This is a genomic window from Acetobacter sp. A11-2 (assembly GCF_040208445.1).
Classification (GTDB): Bacteria; Pseudomonadota; Alphaproteobacteria; order Acetobacterales; family Acetobacteraceae; genus Acetobacter; species Acetobacter oryzoeni.
The window spans coordinates 1,502,010-1,523,613 of record NZ_CP157843.1 but is presented as its reverse complement, the minus strand read 5'-3'; the positions used below and the strand labels follow the sequence as shown (position 1 = coordinate 1,523,613).

The following is a 21,604-nucleotide window of genomic DNA, read 5'->3' as shown; positions in this document are numbered from 1 at the left end:
TCTGTTTTACAACCGCGCCATGACGGTTTCACCGCCGACCATTGTCTGCCCGACAGAAACCAGAGGTTCCACACCCGGCGGCAGATACAGATCTGTGCGGGAGCCAAAGCGGATAATGCCAAAGCGTTCACCAGCTTCCACTTTGTCGCCTTCCTTTACGGAGCACACAATGCGGCGTGCCACCAGCCCGGCAATCTGCACCACAGCCATCATGCGGCCATCTGGCAGGGTAAGGCTGAGGGCGTTGCGTTCATTCTGTTCGGAAGCCTTGTCCAGGCTGGCGTTCAGGAACAGGCCGGGGTGATAGGCAACCCGCGTAACTGTGCCAGCGGCAGGCATGCGGTTAACATGCACATCCAGCACGGAAAGGAAGGTGGCAACGCGCCATACCGGTGCTGTGCCCATATCCAGTTCTGCTGGCGGGGCCACTTTTTCGATAGAAACAATGTGCCCATCAGCCGGAGCTACGGCAACATCATTACGGGCGGGAGTAACCCGTTCCGGATCACGGAAGAAATACAGGCAGAAGCCAAAAAAGCCTGCGCTGGCATGGCCCACACCGCGCAATACCGGGCAGCGCAGTTTACGGCCGGCCCAGTAAGCCAGAGCAGCCGTGGCACCAGATGCCAGAAGGAAAGGGCGCGCTTCCCGGTGCGGGCGCGCAACAACAAGTTTTAGCGAAGCAAGTAGCGACATGGAGTAATCCTTACGCGAAAGCCAACATGAAGGGAAGAAAACGGGAAGGCACCAAGGAGTTCCTTCCCGCTTGGCCGATGTTTCAGGCCATAGTCTTCAGGGCTTCACGCACGGCGGCAAACGCTGCATCTGCCGCCTGTGCATCCGGGCCGCCAGCCTGCGCCATATCGCGCCGCCCGCCACCGCCTTTGCCACCCATGGCAGCACTGGCAGCACGCACAAGGGCTACGGCATCTACTTTTTCCACCATTTCCGGGCCAACGGCGGCCACAACGCTGCCTTTGCCATCTGCGGTGGAAATCAGCACCACCACATCGGCATTGCCCTGCTTGAGAATGGTTTCGGCCAGCCCTTTGAGTTCACGCGGGGGCGTTTCACCCACATTACGGGTGGCCAGACGTGCTGCGCCAATTTTGTCCACACCCGCAGCGGCCACGTTGCCTGTGGCCAGTTGGCGCTGCAAATGGGCAATCTGTTTTTCCATCTGGCGGCGTTCTTCAAGCACAGCGGCCAGACGTTCTGGGGCATCCGCCACAGAAACCTTCATCATGGCGGCCATCTGGGTCAGGCGCTGTTCGTTAGAAACAGTCAGATCCTGCGCTGCTTTACCAGCCACGGCTTCAATACGCCGCACACCGGCAGAAACGCCACTTTCTGAAACAATGCGGAACTGCCCGATATCCCCCGTGCGGTTTACATGCGTGCCGCCGCACAGTTCCATAGACCATGGGTTTTTGTTGTCGGCCCCAGCGCCCATGGAAACCACGCGCACTTCATCACCGTATTTTTCACCAAACAGGGCGGTAGCCCCTTCGGCAATGGCTTCATCCGGTGTCATGGAGCGTGTGACAACCTGCGAGTTATCGCGGATACGGTTGTTCACTTCGGCTTCAATGGCCGCCAGTTCCTCATCCGTAATCGGGCGGGGCTGGCTTACGTCAAAGCGCAGGCGTTCGGCTGTGTTCAGGCTGCCTTTCTGGGCCACATGCGCACCTAGGTGGCGGCGCAGGGCTTCGTGCAGCAGATGGGTGGCGGAGTGATGGGCACGAATGGCGCTGCGGCGGTCATGGTCCACTGTGGCGGTTACAGCCATGCCGGGGCGCAGTGTGCCTTCCGTAACCGTGCCGTAATGCACGATCAGATCCCCGGCTTTTTTCTGCGTATCCGTAATGGCAACTTTAACGCCAGAGGCTGTGAGGAAGCCGGTATCACCAGCCTGACCACCACTTTCACCATAGAACGGTGTCTGGTTCAGCAGCACGGCCACTTCAGAGCCAACAGGGGCTTCTTTCAGGAATTCATTGCCAGCAATAATGGCCTGAACTTCACCATCAGCCTGTTCTGTGCTGTAGCCCAAAAATTCGGAAGCCCCGAACTTGTCGCGCGCTTCAAACCAGATGGTTTCTACGGCGGTATCGCCAGAGCCGGTCCATGCTGCGCGGGCGCGCTGGCGCTGCACGGCCATAGCTTCTTCAAAGCCCTTAACGTCCACATCATGGCCGGAGCCGCGCAGGGCATCCTGCGTCAGATCAAGCGGGAAGCCGAACGTATCATACAGGCGGAAGGCCACATCACCCGGCAGGGATGCGCCGCTGGCCAGATGAGATTTTTCTTCTTCCAGCAAGTGCAGGCCACGATCCAGCATGGCTTTAAAGCGTTCTTCTTCACCGCGCATGGTTTCACGGATCAGGGCTTCACCATGCACCAGTTCAGGATACGCACCGCCCATCTGCTGAATAAGAGCCGGCAGGAGCTTGTAGAACGTAGGTTCTGTCGTGCCCATCATGTGCAGGTGGCGCATGGCGCGGCGCATGATGCGGCGCAGCACATAGCCACGACCATCCTTGGAAGGCAGCACGCCATCAGCAATCAGGAAGGCGGTGGAGCGCAGATGGTCGGCCACAACGCGGTGGCTGGCCTTGAATGGGCCATCGGCTGCTTGATGCGTTAGATCTGCCGAAGCCTGAATAAGGGCGACAAACGTATCTGTATCGTAGTTATCGCGCTTGCCCTGCATGATGGCGGCAAAGCGTTCCAGCCCCAGCCCTGTATCAATGGAGGGACGTGGCAGCGGAGAGCGCGTGCCCGGTGGGTCTTCGAAATACTGCATGAACACGAGGTTCCAGATTTCGACAAACCGATCCCCATCTTCATCGGGGGAGCCGGGCGGGCCACCGGGAACATCCGGGCCGTGATCAAAAAAGATTTCGGAGCAAGGGCCGCAGGGGCCGGTATCCCCCATACGCCAGAAGTTATCTGAGGTGGGAATGCGGATAATGCGGCTGTCATCCAGCCCGGCGATGGAGCGCCACAAACCTGCGGCATCTTCATCTTCTGCAAATACAGTCACCAAAAGCTTGTCTTTGGGCAGGTTGAAGCCCTTGGTGACCAGGTTCCACGCAAATTCAATCGCTTCGGGTTTGAAGTAATCCCCAAAGGAGAAATTGCCCATCATTTCAAAAAACGTGTGGTGCCGTGCTGTATAGCCCACATTGTCCAGATCGTTATGCTTACCGCCGGCGCGCACAACCTTCTGTGCAGTGCTTGCGCGAGAATAGGGGCGCGTTTCCTGGCCGGTAAATACGTTCTTGAACTGCACCATACCCGCGTTGGTAAACAGAAGGGTGGGGTCGTTCTTGGGAACCAGAGACGATGAAGGTACAATCTGGTGACCGTTGCTGGCAAAATACTCCAGAAAAGCGGTGCGAATTTCGTTTGTTGTCAGCATGGCGTGAGGCAGACGATCCTGAAACTGGTTGGGCACGTGATGCTTCCACACTTGCGGAAAAGGGCCTCACGGCCAGATGAAAACGGCAAGGTTCTCTTAACCTGTGTTCCTGATGTAGCGCACCCTGCGCTGATCTGAAAGAGGGCAGAGAATGGCCGGTGATATGGCCAAATTATGTATCGGATGTTTGATGTGGGGTTGGGGCTGAAATTTCAACCGACATTTCAGCCAGTTCCAGCGCAGAAGCTGGCGGTTTTTCCCGAAAGACAACTTTCTGGCTCATGCTAAAATTGGCCAGCATGCCTGCCCCGGCCCCTGCGGCCAGCGCAATAATGGGGTGCTGCATGCAAAACGGAAAAATATAGAAAAGCAGGTAAACAGTGCCGCGGTTGAGAAAAAAACCAAGACTGTTGGCGCTTAGGAATCTGAGCCATTGCAGCACAGGGTGCTCATGGTGTCCTGCGCCTTTAAACGTCCAGATTCGGTTAAAAACCCAGTTAAGCGTGGCGGCTACAAAGTAGGCCACCAATGTTGCAGCCGTAAGCCCGATAAGCGGGCGCAATGCGTAAACGGTGCCAGAATCCCACAAAAAACCAAGGCTGCCCACCATGCCAAACTTTATCAGGCGGATAAGCTTGGTTGTGGCGGCAGAAGGAGAGGGGGATGCATTGCTCATGGCATAAAGCTTTAAACTGGAATGCAGAAAAAGCAGACATAAAAAAAGAGGTGCCCGAAGGCACCCCTTTCTTTTTTCCGAAAACCGGAAGCAGGCCGATTAGTGGAGGATGATTTCCACGCGACGGTTCTGCGGTTCGCGAGTGTTCGGGCCGGTCGGAACCAGCGGGTGAGCTTCACCGTAACCGTGCACGTCAATGGCGGAAGCCGGAACGCCGTCACGGATCAGTTCTGCCTTCACGCTGTCAGCACGACGCAGGGACAGACCCAGGTTGTACTTTTCACCGCGCGGGCCGGGGTGAGCAGCGGAGTTATCGGTGTAACCGTTAACTTCGATGCGGGTTGTCTGAACGTGGGTGGAAGCCTGAGCAGCTTCTGCCACGATCTGGCGAGCGCGAGCGGTCAGGACAGACTTATCCCAATCGAAGAACACCAGGTAGGAGCGAGCCGGCAGCGGAGCCGGAGCAGCAACAACCGGAGCCGGTGGCGGCGGCGGCGGAGCCGTATCGAACGCATAACGCAGGCCCAGAATGAACTGGTGGTTGAAGCGGTGATCGAAGTTCACGTTACCGCCGGTGCCCTTGGAACCGGAGTAGTGGAACGCACCGTCCATGAAGGAGCCCGGCTGACCGATCATGCGGTATTCCGTGGTCACCTGGAAGCCCGGGATGCCCGTGTCATAAGCGGCACCGACGATACCCTGGTAAGCGAAGCCACCGTTCGTGCCACCGATGCGGGTATGACCAGCACCGTGAGCATAGTTGGTGTCAATCGGGTTGTAGTGCTGCCACAGGTAACCGGCACCAACACCAACAAACGGGGTTACAGGTGCATCGATACCGAACTGCTTCAGGTCGATATCATACAGCACGTTCACGAAACCGCCGTAGGACTGGTCGGAACCACGTGTATGACCCGGCAGGGACGTGCCCGGACGGTGGTCAATGTTGGAGTAGTTGTAAACGCCTTCAACTTCAGCGCGCAGGCCGTTGCCGAAGCCCCAACCGAACGCACCAAAACCGGTGAAGCCGGTGTTGTGGCGCAGCTGAGAGGAGGTTCCACCCGGAGGGGCGCCAGCAGCGTTTGCACCGTTGAGGTGAGCGTGCTGATTCTGAACCAGGTTATAACCACCGGCCACGTTTACATACGGGCCTGTAATCGTGGTGGCAGATGCGGCCGCCGGAGCCGCTGCCATCAGTGTCGTTGCAAGTAACGCCGTGCGGAGACGCATTTTTTGGTCCTCAATATTTCATCTGTTCGACTAACCCGCCAACCATTTCAGCGGGCAGGTCCAGCTAGATGCCTAAAGCCGTATAAAACGATCAGTTCCAAAATAGGAACCCGAAGCTTCATACTCTTAGTGATTACAAGCCATAACCGTGTTGTATTTGCAACAGTTCATTTCGTGGGACGAATATGTTTCTGGAGCAAAAGTATTTCCACAGTTTCTGGCCCTTTCCATAACATGTTGCAAAAGCATGTATCTCGCTCTCATTCTCGTCTGATTAAGGCGGAATTGCGGCAAGGTGACACATTTACAACCCGATAACTGACAGCGGTGTAAGGTCGCTGCTTTTAAGCCACGCTTCCGTCTGCTTCCAGCACCTCTCTCACGGCTGCTGCGGGCACATCCCGCGTGGTAAATGCCTGACCGATTCCGTGCGCCAGCACAAAGGAAAGGCGCCCGTCCTGCATCTTCTTGTCACGCTGCATATGGGCCATCAGATCCTGCGTGCGGAAGGTGTGGGGTAGGTCTCGGATATGTGCGGGCATGCCCAAGGCTTCCAGATGGCGATTCACACGCTCCATGTCTGCACGCGGGCACAGGCCCAGACGGACGGAAAGCGCAAAAGCCAGATTCAGGCCGATGGAAACGGCCTCGCCATGCAAAAGGCGGCCATCATAACCCAGTTCGGCTTCCAGTGCGTGGCCAAATGTGTGGCCCAGATTGAGCAGGGCACGGCCATTGTTTTTTTGCTGCTCGCGCTCATCTGCTGCCACAACGCGGGCTTTGAAGGCGCAAGCCTGCTGTACAGCCATTGCCAGCGCTTCTGGGTCCTGATCCAGCACGGCGGCGCCGTTTTCTTCACACCATGCAAACAGTGCTTCGTCCCCAATGAGGCCGGACTTCACAATTTCGGCATAACCAGCCACCAACTCGCGGCGCGGCAGGGTTGCAAGGGTGGATACATCTGCCAGCACGCAAAGTGGCTGATGGAATGCCCCCAACAGATTCTTGCCCCAGCGGGTGTTGATACCCGTTTTGCCACCAACTGAAGAATCGACCTGAGAGAGCAATGTGGTGGGAATCTGCACAAAGGGCAGCCCGCGCAGGGTGGTTGCAGCCACGAATCCGGCCAGGTCCCCCACCACGCCGCCGCCCAGCGCAATAATGCTGGTGCGGCGTTCTATGCCGTGCTCCAGAATGTTGTCTGTCAGCTTTTTATACATCTCCAGACACTTGGTCTGTTCCCCCGGCGGCACGCGCAGGCTGCGGGATGTAATGCCGGTTTCCGCCAAAGCGGTTTCCAACTGATGCAGATAGCGCGGGGCCACGTTTTCATCCGTAATGATGACCACGTTTTTCTGGGGCAGTACCGGGGCCAGCAAGGCACCCGCGCGGCTAATCAGATTCGTGCCGATCACCACATCATAAGATGTATGCGCCAAGGTGACAGGTAACCTTAACGGGCGGCGCGAAAGGGCAAGGGCTTCCATAACGCGCGTGGTTGTGTGCTCCACGTTGTTGTCTCCACAATCAACAATAATATCTGCCTCGGCATAAACCGGATGGCGGATGGCCATAAGGTTTTCCAGCACTTCACGCGGGGATGTCGTGTTCAGCAGCGGGCGGTGCGTGCGCCCGCTTACGCGGCGCACCAGCACGGGCAGGGGGCAGCGCAGCCAGATGGACACTGCACGCTCACGCACCAGGGTGCGGGTGGTGGAATCCATAAACGCGCCGCCGCCAGTGGCCAGAACCATGGGCGGCCCTTCCAGCAACCTGCGAATCACCCGCCGCTCTCCATCACGAAAGGCGGCTTCACCATACAGGCGAAAAACATCTGCAATAGAACAGCCGGCTGCGCGTTCTATTTCTACATCGGCATCCACAAATGGCAGCCCCAGCCGGGTGGCAAGGGGGCGGCCAATGGTGGTTTTTCCTGCTCCCATAAGGCCTACAAGCACGATGCTGCGGCCAAAGGGAATAATGCCAGAACCATGGTTACGGCTGACCCGTTCCAGATCAAGCGGAATGGGTGGTGGGTCCGTTGTTTCGGAGTGGGGAGAAGAGATACGTGATGACATGGAACACAGCTTAACATACAGCAGACAGAACACACCTATATCAGTTAAGGGAGCCAAGCTGCATGAACCGCACGGTTCTGATTGTTGCCGCCGCAGTGTTTGCGGTTGTTCTGGGCGGTTTTGCCGCGCTGGGCCTAAGCGCACATCCACCCGTCCCCCAGCCAGTGCATCGTGATCTGCCGCTGGCCGCCCCGGCTACTTCTGCTGCTGCGCCAAGCGTAGCGGTGCCTGCTGCTCCTCCGGCTCCGGTGGTTTCTGCGGTTGTGCCTGCGGCTCCGGCACAGCCCACCATTACGCCTGCCGCGCCGCCGGCTCCGCCAGCAGCCGTTGCACCACCAGCACCTGTGGCACCTCCGCCGCCGGTTGCAGCTCCGGCTCCGGCAGCACCTGCGCATCCGTAAGCCATGCTAAGCGGGGGCGTTGATCTTTTTCTGGAGATGCTGGCTGCCGAGCGTGCAGCCGCCCCCAATACGCTGGCTGCGTATGAAGCAGACCTGACCTCCTGCGCTGAAAGTCTGGCGCGGGAGGGGCAAACCCTGCAAACGGCCACAACCGAGGGTTTGCAAAACTGGATGGCTGCATTGGTAGGCAGCGGGCAGGCGCGGCGCACGGTGGCGCGGCGCTTGTCCTGCATCCGGCAGTTTTATCTGTTTTTGCTACGTGAAGGCATGCGCGCGGATAACCCTGCAGCGCATCTGGATAGCCCCAAACCCCGCACACCTTTGCCGCGTTTTTTATCCGAATCGGAAGTGCTTGCGCTGCTGAATGCCTGTGCAGAGCCCGCCGGGGCATCCTTGGCCAAAAAACGACGCGGCATTTTAGCCAAGGCGGCGCTGGAGCTGCTGTATGCCTCTGGCCTGCGTATTTCCGAATTATTGGCGCTACCACGTAAAGCCATAGCCGGTGACCAGCGCATGATCATGGTGCGCGGCAAAGGCGGGCGGGAACGCTTGGTGCCGCTTTCAGACAGTGCGCGGGAAGCCGCACAGGCTTTGCTGGAAGTGGATGCGCATTTGGAAAGTCCATTCCTGTTTCCCGGCCGCGACCCTGCAAAACCCATGACACGGCAGGCGTTTGACCGGATTCTGCACACGGTGGCCATACGGGCAGAAATAGATCCGGCGCGCCTTTCCCCCCACGTGCTGCGCCATTCCTTTGCCACGCATTTGCTGGCGCATGGGGCAGATTTGCGCGCTTTGCAGATGTTGCTGGGGCATGCAGACATCGCCACCACCCAGATTTACACCCATGTGCAGACAGAACGCCTGCAAAAGGCCGTGCAGGCGCATCACCCTTTGGCGGCGGATTCTGCCCACACCAAGTGAAAAATCGACATTCAGATATGTTTGGTTGCATGAAGTGACTTGGTTTTACACGTCATTGTGCTATCCGCTTCTGCATGCGTCAGTTCCTGGATTTCGAAAAGCCCGTCGCCGAACTTGAAAACAAGATCGACGAACTGCGGCAAATGACTGACCCCAACGGGGTCAACATAGAAGAAGAAACGGCCCGTCTTTCTGAAAAGGCGGAAAAGCACCTGCGTGCCATCTATGCCAAGCTTACGCCGTGGCAGAAGGTGCAGGTGGCCCGCCATGCGCAGCGTCCGCACACGCAGGACTATGTGAATGCGCTGATAACAGACTTTACACCGCTGGCGGGGGACCGCCTGTTTGCAGATGATAAAGCTGTTATTGGCGGCATGGGCCGTTTTGACGGCACACCGGTTATGGTGATCGGGACTGAACGCGGCTCAGACCTGGAAACCCGGCTCCAGCATAATTTTGGCATGGCGCGGCCAGAAGGCTACCGCAAGGCGCAACGGCTGATGAGAATGGCCGGGCACTTTAACATGCCGATTCTAACATTTATTGATACCGCAGGCGCATGGCCCGGTATTGATGCCGAACAGCGCGGGCAGGCTGAAGCCATTGCCCGTTCTATTGCTACCTGTTTTGAAGTGCCTGTACCGCTTGTAGCCACTGTAATTGGTGAAGGTGGTTCTGGTGGCGCTGTGGCGCTGGGTGCTGGTGACCGGGTGATGATGCTGGAAAACGCCATCTACTCCGTTATCTCGCCCGAAGCCTGTGCCTCTATTTTGTGGCGTGATCCCAAGCAGGCCAGCACGGCGGCAGAAACACTGCGGCTGACGGCGCAGGATTTGCAAAAGCTGGGGCTGATTGACCGGATTATTCCCGAACCCGTAGGCGGCGCGCAGCGTGAACCCGCAGTGGCTATCGAGTCTGTTCGCACCGCGCTGACAGAAGAACTTAAAACGCTTTTGCCAATTGCTCCGGCACGCCTGAAAGAACTGCGGCGTGAAAAGTTTCTGGCAATGGGGCGTGAAGCCCTGAGCTAACACACGCAGTGTTACCTCCCCACTGGTGCAAAACCGGTGGGGAGAAAGTTAAGGCGTTAGACAGGCGGTTCTCCTTCTATGGGGGTGCCGCCTTTTGTTTTGATAAGATCATGGATAGCGCTGGCTGCTTCTTCCACCTCGGCGCGGTTCTGGCCTTTGGCCACAAGTGCTACACCGCGGCGGCCATCTTCACGATGGAAAGGGTAGGAGCCGATATCCAGATCCGGAAAGCGATTCTGAATATCCTCTAACCCGTCAGCCAATGTGCCTTCAAAAAGTGATGTGGTGTGCCAGGTGCGAGAAAAGACCGGCGCGCCTTTTTGCAGGCTGGGGGCAAGGCTATCAAACATGCCGCGCATAATGCGGGGCACGCCCGCCATAACGTGCACATTGCCAATGCTAAAGCCCGGAGCCAGTGAAACCGGGTTTACAATAGGTGTGGCACCCTGCGGCAGCTTGGCCATGCGCTGGCGGGCGGCGTTAAATTCTTCCGGCCCAAAATAGGTTTCCAGCAGTTTGAAGGTGGGCGGGTGGAACTCCCACGGCACACCAAAAGCTTCGGCAACACAGGGGGCTGTGATGTCATCATGCGTGGGGCCAATGCCACCGGTGGTAAACACCTCATCATACTTTGCGCGCATTTCTGTCACGGTGTTGATGATGGTTTCCCGGATATCCGGAATCACACGGATTTCGCGCAGAGGAATCCCCAGTTCCCCTAAGCGGAGGGCCAGAAACTGGATGTTTTCATCTTTTGTGCGGCCGGAAAGGATTTCGTTGCCAATAAGAATAAGGGCGGAGGTGCGGCGCATGGGTTGGGCCTGTCCTTTGCTGAAGCCTTCTTGATTTAGGTATAAAGCATGAAACGCAGGGCTGTTAACGTCAATGATATGGTAAAATTTGCCTCTATCCATCCTGTGCTGCGCGTTTTTGGATTGACCGCAGCGTGTCCAGTTCATAGCTTCCCGCCATGTCAGAAAGCCGATCCGCTCCCGTTTCCGATCTTCCACGTGCCTGGCCTTTTGAGGAGGCGCGTAAACTAGCCGATCATGTTGGTGTGCGCAGCACCGCCAACGGTGAGGACGATGCACGCCCGGCGTTGCTGGAAACGGGCTATGGCCCTTCCGGCTTGCCGCATATTGGCACGTTTGGTGAGGTTGCCCGCACATCATGGGTGCGGCAGGCCTATACAGCCCTGACAGGCCGCCCCTCGCGCCTGCTGGCTTTTTCCGATGATATGGATGCCCTGCGCAAGGTGCCCGATAACGTGCCCCAGCGCGACATGCTGGAAAAATATATCGGTCAGCCACTTTCCCGCGTGCCAGATCCGTTCGGCACGCACGAATCGTTTGCCGCACATAACAACGCCCGTCTGTGCGCGTTTCTGGACAGCTTCGGCTTTGAATACGAATTTGCGTCTTCCACCCAGTATTACACCTCTGGCCGGTTTGATGCCGCACTCCGCCGCGTGCTGGAAGTGCATGATGAGATTCTAAAGGTTATCCTGCCCACCTTGGGGGCAGACCGGCGCGCCACTTATTCCCCCGTTCTGCCGCTGCACCCCCGTACGGGTGAGGTTATGCAGGTAAAGATGGACGCCATAGATGCCGCAGCCGGCACTGTGCGCTGGACAGACCCTTCCAACGGTGAGGTGTTTGAAACACCCGTAACCGGTGGCCACGCCAAAATGCAGTGGAAGGCCGACTGGGCCATGCGCTGGTATGCGCTGGGCGTTGATTACGAAATGTCTGGTAAGGATCTGATAGACAGCGTGCGGCTTTCTGGCCGTATCTGCAAGATTCTGGGCGGCACACCGCCTGCAGGGCTGACATATGAGCTGTTTCTGGATGAAAAAGGCCAGAAGATTTCCAAATCCAAGGGCAACGGTCTTTCTGTTGAAGAATGGCTGCGTTACGCCCCGCCAGAAAGCCTTGGGCAGTTCATGTTCAACCAGCCGCAGCGTGCCAAGCGGTTGTATTTTGATGTCATCCCCAAAACGGCGGATGAATATCTGACACATGTTGATAAGGCCAAGGTGCTGCAGGCCGAAAACCCCAAGGGGAATGATCTGCGCGCCAACCCGGCATGGTTTATCCATAAAGGCCATATCCCCGAAGATGCAGGCAGCCCGGTGCCATTTAGCATGCTGCTGAACCTTGCCAGCGTTGCCAATGCAGAAACGCCAGAAGTGCTGTGGGGCTTTATCCGCCGGTATGATGCTGCCGTTTCGCCCGAAACACACCCCATGCTGGCATGTTTGGTGAAACATGCTGTAGCGTATTACGCAGATTTCGTGCGCCCGGCCAAAACCTTCCGCGCGCCAACCGAGCAGGAACGTGCTGCGCTAACGGATCTGGCAGAATGCCTGCGTGGGTATGAAGGTGAGGCCGCAGATGCCGCTACCTTACAGAATCTGGTGTTCGAGGTAGGCAAGCGCCACGCGTTTGAGCCGCTGCGTAGCTGGTTTACCTGTTTGTATGAAGTTCTGCTGGGCCAGAAGGAAGGACCGCGCTTTGGCGGCTTTGTTGCGCTGTATGGCGTGGCAGAAACTGTGGCCCTGATAGATACAGCCCTCCTGCGTGAGACGCAGGTTTAAAACATAGCGCCGCAAGTTACATGACGCAGACCCCACCCCCACCAGCTCCCCCTTCTTCGCTTCCGGGCGGAGGGGGATGGAAAAAGTGGCTGAAGCATCTGCCGCATATTCTTGGCCTGCTGCTTATGGTGGCGGCCATTGTGGTGGTGCAGCATGAACTGCGGCACCTACGTATTTCAGACATTCGCCACGCCATGGAGGCCATTCCGGCCCGACAGATGTGGATGGCGGTTGGCTGCACGCTGCTGTCTTACTTTATCCTGTCCTTTTATGATCGGCTGGCCGTCATCCAGGTGGGGTATAGTAAACTGCCTTTTCGGCGGGCGGCTTTTGCGGCGTTCTGTTCCTACGTGCTTTCGCACAATCTGGGCTTTTCTGCCGTGTCTGGCGCAGCGGTGCGGTATCGGCTTTACCGCAATTGGGGCGTTAATTCCTTTGCCATAGCCCAGATTATTGCCTTCTGCTCTGCCACCTATCTGTTGGGTGCTGCGGTGCTGATAGGTGCGGTGCTGATCTGGGAGCCTACGGTGCTGCCGGGCATTGGCCACCGTGTGCCCGCATCTGTGCTGGCGGTTATTGGCGCGCTGATGTGGTGCGGTGTGGCTGCTTACATCGGGCTGGCGTTTAAGGTGCGGGAATTCCGCTTCCGCAAATGGGTGGTGGAACTGCCATCCCCCCGTATGGCCATTATGCAAACACTGGTGGCCACGGCAGAGGTTGCGGCCACGGCCAGCATTGCTTTTGTGCTGCTTCCCCCCAGTGCCGGGGTGGATTTTGGATCTTTTCTGGCCATTTACATTGCGTCTTACACAGCTGGGCTGGTGGCCAGTGTGCCGGGCGGTCTGGGTGTGTTTGATGGGGCCATGCTGCTGGCTTTAGGCCCCTATATGCCAGCACCGCAGATTTTGGGCATGGTGCTGATTTTCCGGCTTTTCTATTACATTATTCCGCTGTTTCTGGCTGGAATCATGTTTGCCGGGCACGAGCTGTTTTTGCGCGGTGATGCCGCTCTGGCAGAAAAGAAAAACCGCAAGATACAAAACAACCCGGATGCCCCCGCGGCTCCGGCGCCCGCGCAACGCAGGCCCAGCCAGGTTGTGCGGGAAAGTGAAGCCGCTTTTTCTGTGGCCGTGGCAACGGGCACGGTTTCACTTTGCGGGGTTATGCTGATCTGTCTGGTGATGCTGGACCCCGTGCCCAAATTTGCCATGGTGCCAGAAAGCCTGCTGACAATGGCCCGTGTGGGCGGCAACTATGTGCTTTCCCTTATGGGTGTGGTGCTTATCAGCTTGGCTATTGGGCTTTCCCAGCGGGTTACGCTGGCATGGCGTGGCGCGCTGTATCTGCTGCTTACCGCAACTGTGCTGACGTTTTTGCGCGGTAATACGTTTTTTGTGCCGGTTATGCTGGGGCTTTCTGCGCTGTTTATTGCGCCGTTCCGCTCCTGCTATTACCGGCACGCGCGGCTTTTGAGTGAACCTCTTTCTACCGGTACCCTGCTTTCCTTGCTGCTCCTGTTTGGCTGTGTGATTGCACTGGCCACACGGCATGATACGTCTGGCAGTTGGTGGCAGATGATGCTGGCGACGCATGCCCGGGGTTCCGTACGCTGGACAATCGCGCTTTCTGTGGGCTTGGCGCTGTTTGTTGTGGCGCGGCTGATGTGGCCGGGGCGTATTGCCGTGCGGGAGTGGGATGAAGATGCCTACACCCATTATAAAAATCTGGATCATGCCCTGCCAGATATTCAGGCATTTCAGCCTCAGGGGTATGTGACGGGGGAAGCGGGAGAGGCCATTTTGCCGCTTTACCGGCGAGATGCCTATCTGGTGGCATTGGGGGATCCGGCAGGGGAAGAAACAGACAGTATTTCTGCTATCTGGAAATTTCGGGATCTGGCCTTGCAGGAAAGGCTAAAACCCGTGTTTTGGCAGGTGGGAAATGACTTCCTGCGTATTTACGATGATATCGGGCTGAGTGTATGGGCACTTAATGATGGCAGTGGATTTAATTTCTGCTATCCAGCGGACGATATTGCGCAGGCATCACGCTTTGTTAAAACGTACAAGGGTGGTGCGGGCAATTTGGTGCCATCAGATTTTTCGTGATGAAACGGTGTTTCCTCGGGTAGAGGGCGGATGCCTCGGACAGAACGGTGAGGGGTTATGTCAGCTCATTTTCCCGCAATGCTGTTAACAGCAACAGCATTTACATCTTCCATTTCCTCGTTTCTGCTGGCGTTTCCTGCGCTGTTTTCCATTGTAAACCCGTTTGGGGCTGCGCTTATTTTTGCGCAGGCAACAGCAGGCCGCTCGCAAACTGAAATTATGGCACTGGCGCGGCTGGTGTCTTTTTACTCCCTCTGCCTCATCATGGCCTCGCTTTGGCTGGGCAGTATGGTGCTGGCGTTTTTCGGTATCACCGTAAATGCGCTGCGCGTTGCCGGCGGGCTGGTTGTGGCTGTGCGTGCGTGGGATCTGCTGCAAAGCCCGGAAACGGTTGAAGCACAAAAGGAAAAGCAGGCTCTGCAAGGTGGTCGTACGGTTATGGCCCCTAACTGGGCCGATGCCGCGTTTTTCCCGCTTGCCATGCCATTTACGGTGGGGCCGGGCACAATTGCCGTGGCCATTGCCCTTGGTTCTGGCTGCCCGGCAGATGAGCCTTTCTGGGCGTACACCATTGGCACCACGCTGGCTGGTGTGTGCGTAGTGGCTATTGTATGGGCCGCCTATTCTGGCGCGGATAAGCTGGTATCCATGCTGGGTGTGACCGGCACGCGTATTGTCAGCCGTATGGCAGCGCTAGTGCTGCTGTGCATTGGCGTGCAGATTTTGGCCGCAGGCGTGCAGGGCTTTGCCACAGATATGTGGCGGCACCTGCTTGCCATAAAACTACACGCATAACGTCGGTAAGGGCGTTATTCCGCTATAAGCTGAGTGATGCAGCTTTCATGCGCGCCCAGCACGTGTTGCAGCCGTTCAAGCTGTGCGCCTGCTTTTTCTGCAAAGCCAAATGGCGGGCGGATAACAAGTAGGCCCGCGCCGTTAAGCTGATCCGGGTTGTGTGGTGGGCGCATGAGCAGTTCTGCCACGCAGATATTGCGGATACCGGTGCCCATGAGCGTTTCATGAAAAATCCGAACCGGCGTGCGATGCTTGATGGGGTACCAAATAGCAATAATCGCGTTGGCAAAGCGGGCCTGAATGGTTTGCACCGCTTGTGCGAGCCGGTCGAATTCTCCCGGTTCTTCAAATGGTGGATCAATCAAAATCAGCCCGCGCTTGGCGGTTTTGGGGGGTAACAGGGCACGCAGGGCCTCGTAAGCATCGCGCTCATGCACCGTGACATTGGGAGTGTTGGTAAAGAGCCGGTAGAGGCTGCGTTTATCTTCCGGGTGTTTTTCGCAGCAGATTAACGAATCCTGCGCCCGCAGCATTTGCGCAATAATGAGCGGAGAACCGGGATAATACTCCGGCCCGCCGGCTTTTTTCACCTGCCCCAGCCAATCTGCCAGCGGGCTGGCGGCATCCTCATTCCACAGCTTGCCAATGCCATCTCGCCATTCCTGCGTTTTTTCGGCTTCTGGGCAGTGCAGATCATACCGGCCAATACCGGCATGCGTGTCCAGCACCATAAAGGGTGCGGGTTTGCGCAAAAAACTTTGCAGCAGGGTAACCAGCAGGGCGTGTTTCATGCAGTCGGCAAAGTTGCCGGCGTGGTAGGCGTGGCGATAGTTCATGCGGAGGGTGTTTCTGCTTCAAAACGGCTGGCCATATCTTCCAGTGGCCAGCGCGGGCGAGGGCGTAGGGCGTTATCGTTTATGGGGGGCAGATTGCACTCTGCGGCTTTCTGCCATGTTTCCAAGGCTGCCCACCCCACCATAACGGCGTTATCCGTGCACAGGCGCAAAGGCGGGGCTGCAAAGCGCAGGCCACGTTGTGCTGCTGTTTTTTCTAACGCGGCGCGCAAAACCGTATTTGCGGCCACGCCACCGGCAGCTACCAGAAGTTTGGCTTCGGGCATCATATCCAGTGCGTGTTCAATACGGTTGGTCACCACATCGGCCACAGCCTGCTGGAAGGAAGCAGCCAGATCTGCCGCAAACTGGCGAGGCAGAGGCTCTTTGCCAAAAGGTACAAGCTTTTGGGAGATAGCGGTTTTCAGGCCGGAAAATGAAAAATCGCAGCCTTCACGTCGCCAGAGTGGGCGGGGCAGGGAAATGGCCTTGGGGTTGCCCTCACGCGCCAGTTTTTCCAGCTCCGGGCCACCGGGCCAGCCAAGGCCCAGCATTTTGGCAACCTTATCAAAGGCTTCACCGGCAGCATCATCAATCGTGCCGCCCAGTTTGCGGTAATGGCCTACGCCTTCTACGGCAATGCACTGGCAATGGCCGCCAGAAACCAGCAGCAGCAGGTAGGGGAAGGGCGCGTCATCGGGCACAATGCCGGGCAGGCGGGCTGTGAGGGCATGGGCCTCTACGTGGTTGACCGCTACAAACGGAATGCCCAGCGCCAATGCCAGCCCCTTGGCAAAGCCACTGCCCACAATCAGCCCGCCAATAAGCCCCGGCCCGGTGCTGGCGGCAATGAAAGACAGAGTCGCTGGAGCGATGTTGGCATCCTGCAAAGTGGCCTTAACCAGATTCGGCAACAGGGCCAAATGGGCGCGGGCGGCAATTTCGGGCACCACGCCACCAAAATCTGCATGCCCGTCCTGAGAAATAACACGCTGCGCAAGCACGGTGCCATCGGGGGACAAAATGGCGCATGCGGTTTCATCGCAAGAAGATTCAATGGCCAGTATTGGGCCATCTGGCCTGCGGTTTTGTGCGGTTTCGTTCATGGACGCATCATGCAAAACGGCGTATCCTTACGGCAACGCAATAGATGGACGGGGGCGGAATGTTTTTTCGGTCGCGCAAGTTTTTCAGACCAGCCGGGCATCATCACTTCTTGTCCTTTCTCTACTCCCGGTAATAGACACTCTTATGGATTCAGCCTACCCTTCCTCATCCGCCCCTTCTCCTGCGTTGCAGGAACTTGCGGCGGAAGCGGCGGCCCGCCAGAAAAAGGCAAGTGGCCATTCTGGGCGCCGCACCCTGCCTTTGCGTGTTGGCACGCGGGGTTCGCCCCTCGCGCTGGTGCAGACGCGCGCCTTCCTTACCACACTGACACGCTTCTGCCCCGTTTTGCGGGATATGGGCGCGTTTCAGGAACACCAGATTAACACCACGGGTGATCAGGTGCAAAATCGGCGTTTAGCCGAAATTGGTGGTAAAGGCCTGTTTGCAAAGGAAATTCATGAAGCCCTGGCCGATGGGCGGATTGATTTTGCTGTGCACAGCCTCAAGGATCTGGAAACCACGCTGCCCCCCGGCCTTGTGCTGGCCTGCACGCTTAAGCGGGAAGATGCGCGTGATGCCCTGATCCTCAGCCCCGGCCTTGCGCAGTCTGACCCGGATGATCCGTATTCCGCCCTGCCAGAAGGTGCGCTTATTGGCTGCGCATCCGTACGCCGGCAGGCGCAGATGCTGCATGTGCGCCCAGACCTGCAATTTGGTCTGCTGCGCGGCAACGTGCAAACCCGACTCGATAAACTCGCGGCCCATCAGTGTCAGGCCACGCTGTTGGCTCTTGCCGGGCTTAAGCGCCTTGGCATGGCAGAACGCGCCAGCATTGTGCTGGACCCCACAGTTATGGTGCCAGCCGCAGGGCAGGGCATTGTGGGCGTAACCGTGCGCGAAGATGATATTGAACTGCGCGAACTGCTGGCCGCGATTGAAGATTACGAGGCCCGTGCCGTTGCCACGGCAGAGCGCTCCCTGTTGGCAGAGCTGGATGGTTCGTGCCGCACGCCTATTGGTGGCTACGCGCAGCTTATTCCCATCGTGGCGGGGGAAGACCCCAAACTGCACCTTACGGGCCTTGTTGCGCGTGAAGATGGGTCCTTCCTGTTAAAGCGCAGCATCACGGGCCTGCCGGAAGATGCTGCAAGACTGGGTAAGGAACTGGGTGAAAGCCTGCGTAAAGACAGCCCGTCTGATATTTTTGAGGAAAACTGAGGTAAGGCCATGCATCCGCGCGGCGTGATTATCACGCGCCCGGAACCGGGGCTGAGTGAAACAATGGCAGCCGTTGCAGATGCAGGCTGGCTGCCATTGGCCTCACCTGCATTGGTTGTGCAGCGGTATACGTTGCGCTTACCGAAAAAATTACCCGCAGCCATACTCCTTACCAGTGGGCAGGCTGTTTCTGCTGTGGTGGCAGCGGCACAGCAGGCCAAAGCGCTGGATATACCAGTTTACGCGGTAGGGGATCGCACAGCCCAACGGGCGCGAGATGCCGGGTTTACGCATGTTAAAAGTGCGGATGGTGATGCCCGTGCGCTTGTTGCGCTTTTGCAAACCCACCAACAGCCAGAATGCGGCAGCCTGTTGCTATGCTCTGGGGCAGGGCAAGGCGTAGAGCTTGCAGCTTGGTGCAGGCAAGCCGGGTTTAAGGTTGTGCGCCGGGTTGTTTATGCAGCCAAACCAATCCAGCACATAAACGCGCAAACGTGCACAGCCATTCAGACCGCCAAGGTGGCGGTGGTTCTGTTTTTTTCAGCAGAGAGTGCGGCTGGTTGGTTGGCAGCTTTGCCAAAGGCAGAGCAGAATGCGTTAGCCGCGCAAGCAAGAGCAGTGGTGATATCTGGCCGTGTGGCCGGTGTGCTGCGTGCCGCCGGTTGGCAAAACGTGCGCATTGCAGACCATGTATCCGCCCCAGCGGTTATGGATGCTTTGGGGGCATATCCCGCATAAAAAAAACCTCCGCACCCGTAAGTGCGAAGGCTTTTTGTAACCCTTACAACAAGGGCAACGCGATTATGCGTGGCCTGCTGCTTCGGGGAATTCTGCGCGGCGTGCCTGCCACAGAGCCACAAAGTCGATCGGCTGCAGCACGATGGGCGGGAAGCCACCATCACGCGTGACATCGCTGATGATGTTACGTGCGTAGGGGAAGATCAGACGCGGCACTTCAACCAGCAGGATCGGTTCGATCAGTTCCTGTGGCGGGTTGGTCAGGGTTACCTGTCAGGTTGTGAGACGTCATTGGCGTAATCAAGGATTTCGTCGACCTGTTTCATGATGTCACGACCAGCCGGTTTGATATAGTCTTGATTACGTGACGCGGGATGTTTTTCAAGCCATGAGATGATGCATTGGGCGGGAGCGATGCCGCCCAGAACACGCTGCGGGCGATGATTGTAGGCGAAACAGAAGCCTCTGAGCAGAATTTCCAGATCTTCATGGTTTGAGACACAGACCTGCAGTACTTCTGTAGCGACACGGCCATTGAAGCGTTCCACCATTCCATTGGTCTGAGGGGAGTAAGCCTTGGTCCGGCGTCGGTCGATTCCCATGTCATGACAGGCTTTTTCGAAGGCGTCCGCTGTAAAGCAGGAGCCACGATCGGTCAGGATATGGGTGATCCGGAAAGGAAAGGCCGATTTGACGGCATTGAGGAAATCAACGGAATTATCCGCATTTTCCGCGTCATAAACAGCCAGGTGCACTGAACGGGAACAGCGATCGATGGCGACATACAGAAAACGTTTCCGCCGGTCCCCATCTGCTGTCTGTAATTTTGGCAGATGTTTCACATCGATATGGACATAACCGGGATCGTAATCGCGGAACTTTCCCTGTCCCCGAACTGGTCCGGCCTTTGGAACAGGAGGCAGCCTGTTCAATCCGGCGTCTTTCAGTATCCGCCAGATATTGTCCCGGTTCAGATGCGGCAGGAAATGCCGTAAGACAAAGGTCAGATCATCCAGACCAAAACCGGTAGAACGCCGAAGCTGACAGACAATGGCGCGCTCCTCCTCCGAGGCTTTCCAGGCCAGCCTCCAGGGACGGCTGCTGCGGTCCTGACAGGCGTCCGAACCACGCCTGCGCCACTTGCGGACTGTTTCATCGCTGATCCCGTAGCGTCTGGCGAGCACGGATGTCGGTTCTGACGAACGAGCTATCTCAGCCCGGACAGCCGGTGTCGTGCGTGCCTGTGGGTGGATCTGAAGCATCATTCGGTCTCCCTGCAAACGGAAGAAAACAACGAAGCATAACGCGGTATCGCCCACGCTACATCATCCCAATGACGTCTCACAACCTGACAGTTACCACAGCGGCGTAAACCAGCTCGGTCAGGAACACGGTGCGGCCAGCGGGGCCACCTTCCTTTTCTGGGGCTTCCTTGGCTTCTGCCTTAATGGACAGAACAACCTCGTAAACCATCTGGTCATCCTGCAGGCGGTTGGCCTGCACATCAATGTTCACGCCAATCTGGGGCTGGCTGCGCAGGGTGGCAAAAATTTCTGCACCAACCGGCACTTCAAACGACAGATCGCGGGTGTACTGCAGGTTAACGGCAAGCGGCAGTGCGGGTGGGGCACTCTGTTCTGTTTCAGACATCGGTTCTGCTTTCGTCAGCTTCAACTTTGGATACCCTTCGCGGTAGCATGCCCGCAGGCATCCGCCAACCGCAAGCGGCACGTTTGGCAGGGTATCTGGGCTGTGCGCACGCCTTTTTATGCGTGCTCAGGGTGAAAAATGCTGCCAGTCTCCATTTTCAAAACTCTCTCCGGTCAGGCTCAGCAAAAACCACCAGTGAGAAACCACAAGCGTTTCAGATGCTCTGGCATCCTGCGCCATGATCTGGCGGAACTGTTGTGCCCGGTTTTCCAGGCTTGCACTGCTTTCTGGCAGTGCAGACCACCAGTGCTCATCTATGTGGGCAAAATCTAGATGCGGCCATGCAGATGCCAGAACAGAGGCTGGTGTACCTTTATCGCATGAATACATGCCGCGTTCGCGCACAAGCGGCATAATTTGCGGGGTAATGCCTAAACGTTGCGCCAAAGGTGTGGCGGTTTGCAGCGCACGTGTGAATGGAGAAACCAGTATGCGCCGGATTCCCCTATCCGCCAGCTTCAGGGCCAGTTCCTGTGCGTGGGCCTTGCCCTCAGCAGAAAGATGCGGGTCTTCCAACCCGGGGTCTCCCCCATGAAGGTTGTAATGGCGGTTGAATTCGCTTTCGCAGTGTCGCAGGATGATCATGATACCCGCAAGGTAGGAAGCATAATGCCCCTTTAGCAAGAGGGCAGGTGATTGTATCCCCCCATGCGCGTGACTATGTGATAAGTAACACGCGATTCTCCGGTTCTGTTTCATGTGCTGTGGCAGAACAGGCGCAAGGTTTTTGGTGGA

General features: G+C 57.3%; 18 protein-coding genes and 2 pseudogenes. 8 read left to right on the top strand and 12 right to left on the bottom strand.

What is annotated here, in order from left to right; genetic code table 11:
* Positions 1-6: 6 nt before the first annotated feature.
* The 5 genes from ABNV41_RS07295 to aroB all read right to left on the bottom strand — a co-directional run bounded on the left by ABNV41_RS07295 (position 7) and on the right by aroB (position 7,408).
* Positions 7-696, bottom strand: a complete 690-nt coding sequence (locus tag ABNV41_RS07295) for a phosphatidylserine decarboxylase (protein ID WP_050819483.1) — start codon at positions 694-696, stop codon at positions 7-9.
* Between the two features lie 82 nt (positions 697-778).
* Positions 779-3,424, bottom strand: a complete 2,646-nt coding sequence (gene alaS / locus ABNV41_RS07290; RefSeq protein WP_349935098.1) for an alanine--tRNA ligase — start codon at positions 3,422-3,424, stop codon at positions 779-781.
* 172 nt (positions 3,425-3,596) lie between these two features.
* Positions 3,597-4,100 (bottom strand): GtrA family protein, encoded by a 504-nt coding sequence (locus tag ABNV41_RS07285; RefSeq protein WP_050819485.1) that lies wholly within the window; start codon positions 4,098-4,100, stop codon positions 3,597-3,599.
* Between the two features lie 99 nt (positions 4,101-4,199).
* Positions 4,200-5,330, bottom strand: coding sequence for an OmpA family protein (locus tag ABNV41_RS07280; protein WP_050819486.1), 1,131 nt, complete (start codon positions 5,328-5,330; stop codon positions 4,200-4,202).
* 344 nt (positions 5,331-5,674) lie between these two features.
* The gene (gene aroB / locus ABNV41_RS07275) at positions 5,675-7,408 is read right to left on the bottom strand and encodes a 3-dehydroquinate synthase (protein ID WP_080986857.1); all 1,734 of its coding nucleotides are present in this window, start codon (positions 7,406-7,408) and stop codon (positions 5,675-5,677) included.
* A 62-nt stretch (positions 7,409-7,470) separates the two neighbouring features.
* Between aroB and ABNV41_RS07270 the strand changes: the two genes are divergently transcribed.
* The 3 genes from ABNV41_RS07270 (at position 7,471) to ABNV41_RS07260 (ending at position 9,764) form a co-directional block, all read left to right on the top strand.
* Positions 7,471-7,809 carry a hypothetical protein gene (locus ABNV41_RS07270; RefSeq protein WP_004448996.1) on the top strand — a complete coding sequence of 113 codons (339 nt, stop codon included), beginning with the start codon at positions 7,471-7,473 and terminating at the stop codon, positions 7,807-7,809.
* 3 nt (positions 7,810-7,812) lie between these two features.
* A complete protein-coding gene (locus tag ABNV41_RS07265; protein ID WP_003628333.1) occupies positions 7,813-8,733 on the top strand; it encodes a site-specific tyrosine recombinase XerD in 921 nt (306 codons plus the stop codon).
* Between the two features lie 74 nt (positions 8,734-8,807).
* Entirely contained in the window at positions 8,808-9,764 is a 957-nt protein-coding gene (locus ABNV41_RS07260; protein WP_050819488.1) for an acetyl-CoA carboxylase carboxyltransferase subunit alpha, read from the top strand.
* Positions 9,765-9,820: 56 nt separating this feature from the next.
* On the opposite strand, the gene ABNV41_RS07255 is transcribed toward ABNV41_RS07260, so the two are convergent.
* Positions 9,821-10,576: a molybdopterin-binding protein gene (locus tag ABNV41_RS07255; RefSeq protein WP_050820370.1), complete on the bottom strand. Its 756-nt coding sequence runs from the start codon at positions 10,574-10,576 to the stop codon at positions 9,821-9,823.
* Positions 10,577-10,734: 158 nt separating this feature from the next.
* Here ABNV41_RS07255 and ABNV41_RS07250 point away from each other — a divergent pair, with 158 nt between their 5' ends.
* From ABNV41_RS07250 to ABNV41_RS07240, 3 genes are read left to right on the top strand one after another with little or no spacing between them, the layout of a single operon-like run.
* Positions 10,735-12,360: a lysine--tRNA ligase gene (locus ABNV41_RS07250; protein WP_050819489.1), complete on the top strand. Its 1,626-nt coding sequence runs from the start codon at positions 10,735-10,737 to the stop codon at positions 12,358-12,360.
* Positions 12,361-12,380: 20 nt separating this feature from the next.
* Positions 12,381-14,468, top strand: coding sequence for a lysylphosphatidylglycerol synthase domain-containing protein (locus tag ABNV41_RS07245; protein ID WP_050819490.1), 2,088 nt, complete (start codon positions 12,381-12,383; stop codon positions 14,466-14,468).
* 57 nt (positions 14,469-14,525) lie between these two features.
* The gene (locus ABNV41_RS07240; RefSeq protein WP_003628324.1) at positions 14,526-15,263 is read left to right on the top strand and encodes a MarC family protein; all 738 of its coding nucleotides are present in this window, start codon (positions 14,526-14,528) and stop codon (positions 15,261-15,263) included.
* A gap of 14 nt (positions 15,264-15,277) precedes the next feature.
* On the opposite strand, the gene ABNV41_RS07235 is transcribed toward ABNV41_RS07240, so the two are convergent.
* Together ABNV41_RS07235 and tsaD are read right to left on the bottom strand one after the other, a co-directional pair.
* The gene (locus tag ABNV41_RS07235) at positions 15,278-16,099 is read right to left on the bottom strand and encodes a 23S rRNA (adenine(2030)-N(6))-methyltransferase RlmJ (protein ID WP_050819491.1); all 822 of its coding nucleotides are present in this window, start codon (positions 16,097-16,099) and stop codon (positions 15,278-15,280) included.
* Entirely contained in the window at positions 16,096-17,202 is a 1,107-nt protein-coding gene (gene tsaD / locus ABNV41_RS07230; protein WP_050819492.1) for a tRNA (adenosine(37)-N6)-threonylcarbamoyltransferase complex transferase subunit TsaD, read from the bottom strand. Before tsaD ends, ABNV41_RS07235 begins: the two co-directional genes overlap by 4 nt.
* Before the next feature lie 145 nt (positions 17,203-17,347).
* Here tsaD and hemC point away from each other — a divergent pair, with 145 nt between their 5' ends.
* Both hemC and ABNV41_RS07220 read left to right on the top strand, forming a co-directional pair.
* Positions 17,348-18,421, top strand: coding sequence for a hydroxymethylbilane synthase (gene hemC, locus ABNV41_RS07225; RefSeq protein WP_050819493.1), 1,074 nt, complete (start codon positions 17,348-17,350; stop codon positions 18,419-18,421).
* Between the two features lie 9 nt (positions 18,422-18,430).
* Positions 18,431-19,159: a uroporphyrinogen-III synthase gene (locus ABNV41_RS07220; protein ID WP_050819494.1), complete on the top strand. Its 729-nt coding sequence runs from the start codon at positions 18,431-18,433 to the stop codon at positions 19,157-19,159.
* Between the two features lie 63 nt (positions 19,160-19,222).
* Here the strand turns inward: ABNV41_RS07220 and ABNV41_RS07215 are convergent.
* The 4 genes and pseudogenes from ABNV41_RS07215 to ABNV41_RS07200 form a co-directional block, all read right to left on the bottom strand.
* Positions 19,223-19,429, bottom strand: a pseudogene (locus tag ABNV41_RS07215) (protein-export chaperone SecB); the annotation flags it as partial.
* On the bottom strand, positions 19,426-20,421 hold the full coding sequence (locus tag ABNV41_RS07210) for an IS481 family transposase (RefSeq protein WP_050820407.1): 996 nt from the start codon (positions 20,419-20,421) through the stop codon (positions 19,426-19,428). The gene ABNV41_RS07210 and the pseudogene ABNV41_RS07215, both read right to left, overlap by 4 nt.
* Before the next feature lie 88 nt (positions 20,422-20,509).
* Positions 20,510-20,809 (bottom strand): annotated as a pseudogene (locus ABNV41_RS07205) (protein-export chaperone SecB); the annotation flags it as partial.
* 126 nt (positions 20,810-20,935) lie between these two features.
* The gene (locus ABNV41_RS07200) at positions 20,936-21,568 is read right to left on the bottom strand and encodes a histidine phosphatase family protein (RefSeq protein WP_080986767.1); all 633 of its coding nucleotides are present in this window, start codon (positions 21,566-21,568) and stop codon (positions 20,936-20,938) included.
* Between the last annotated feature and the right edge of the window lie 36 nt (positions 21,569-21,604).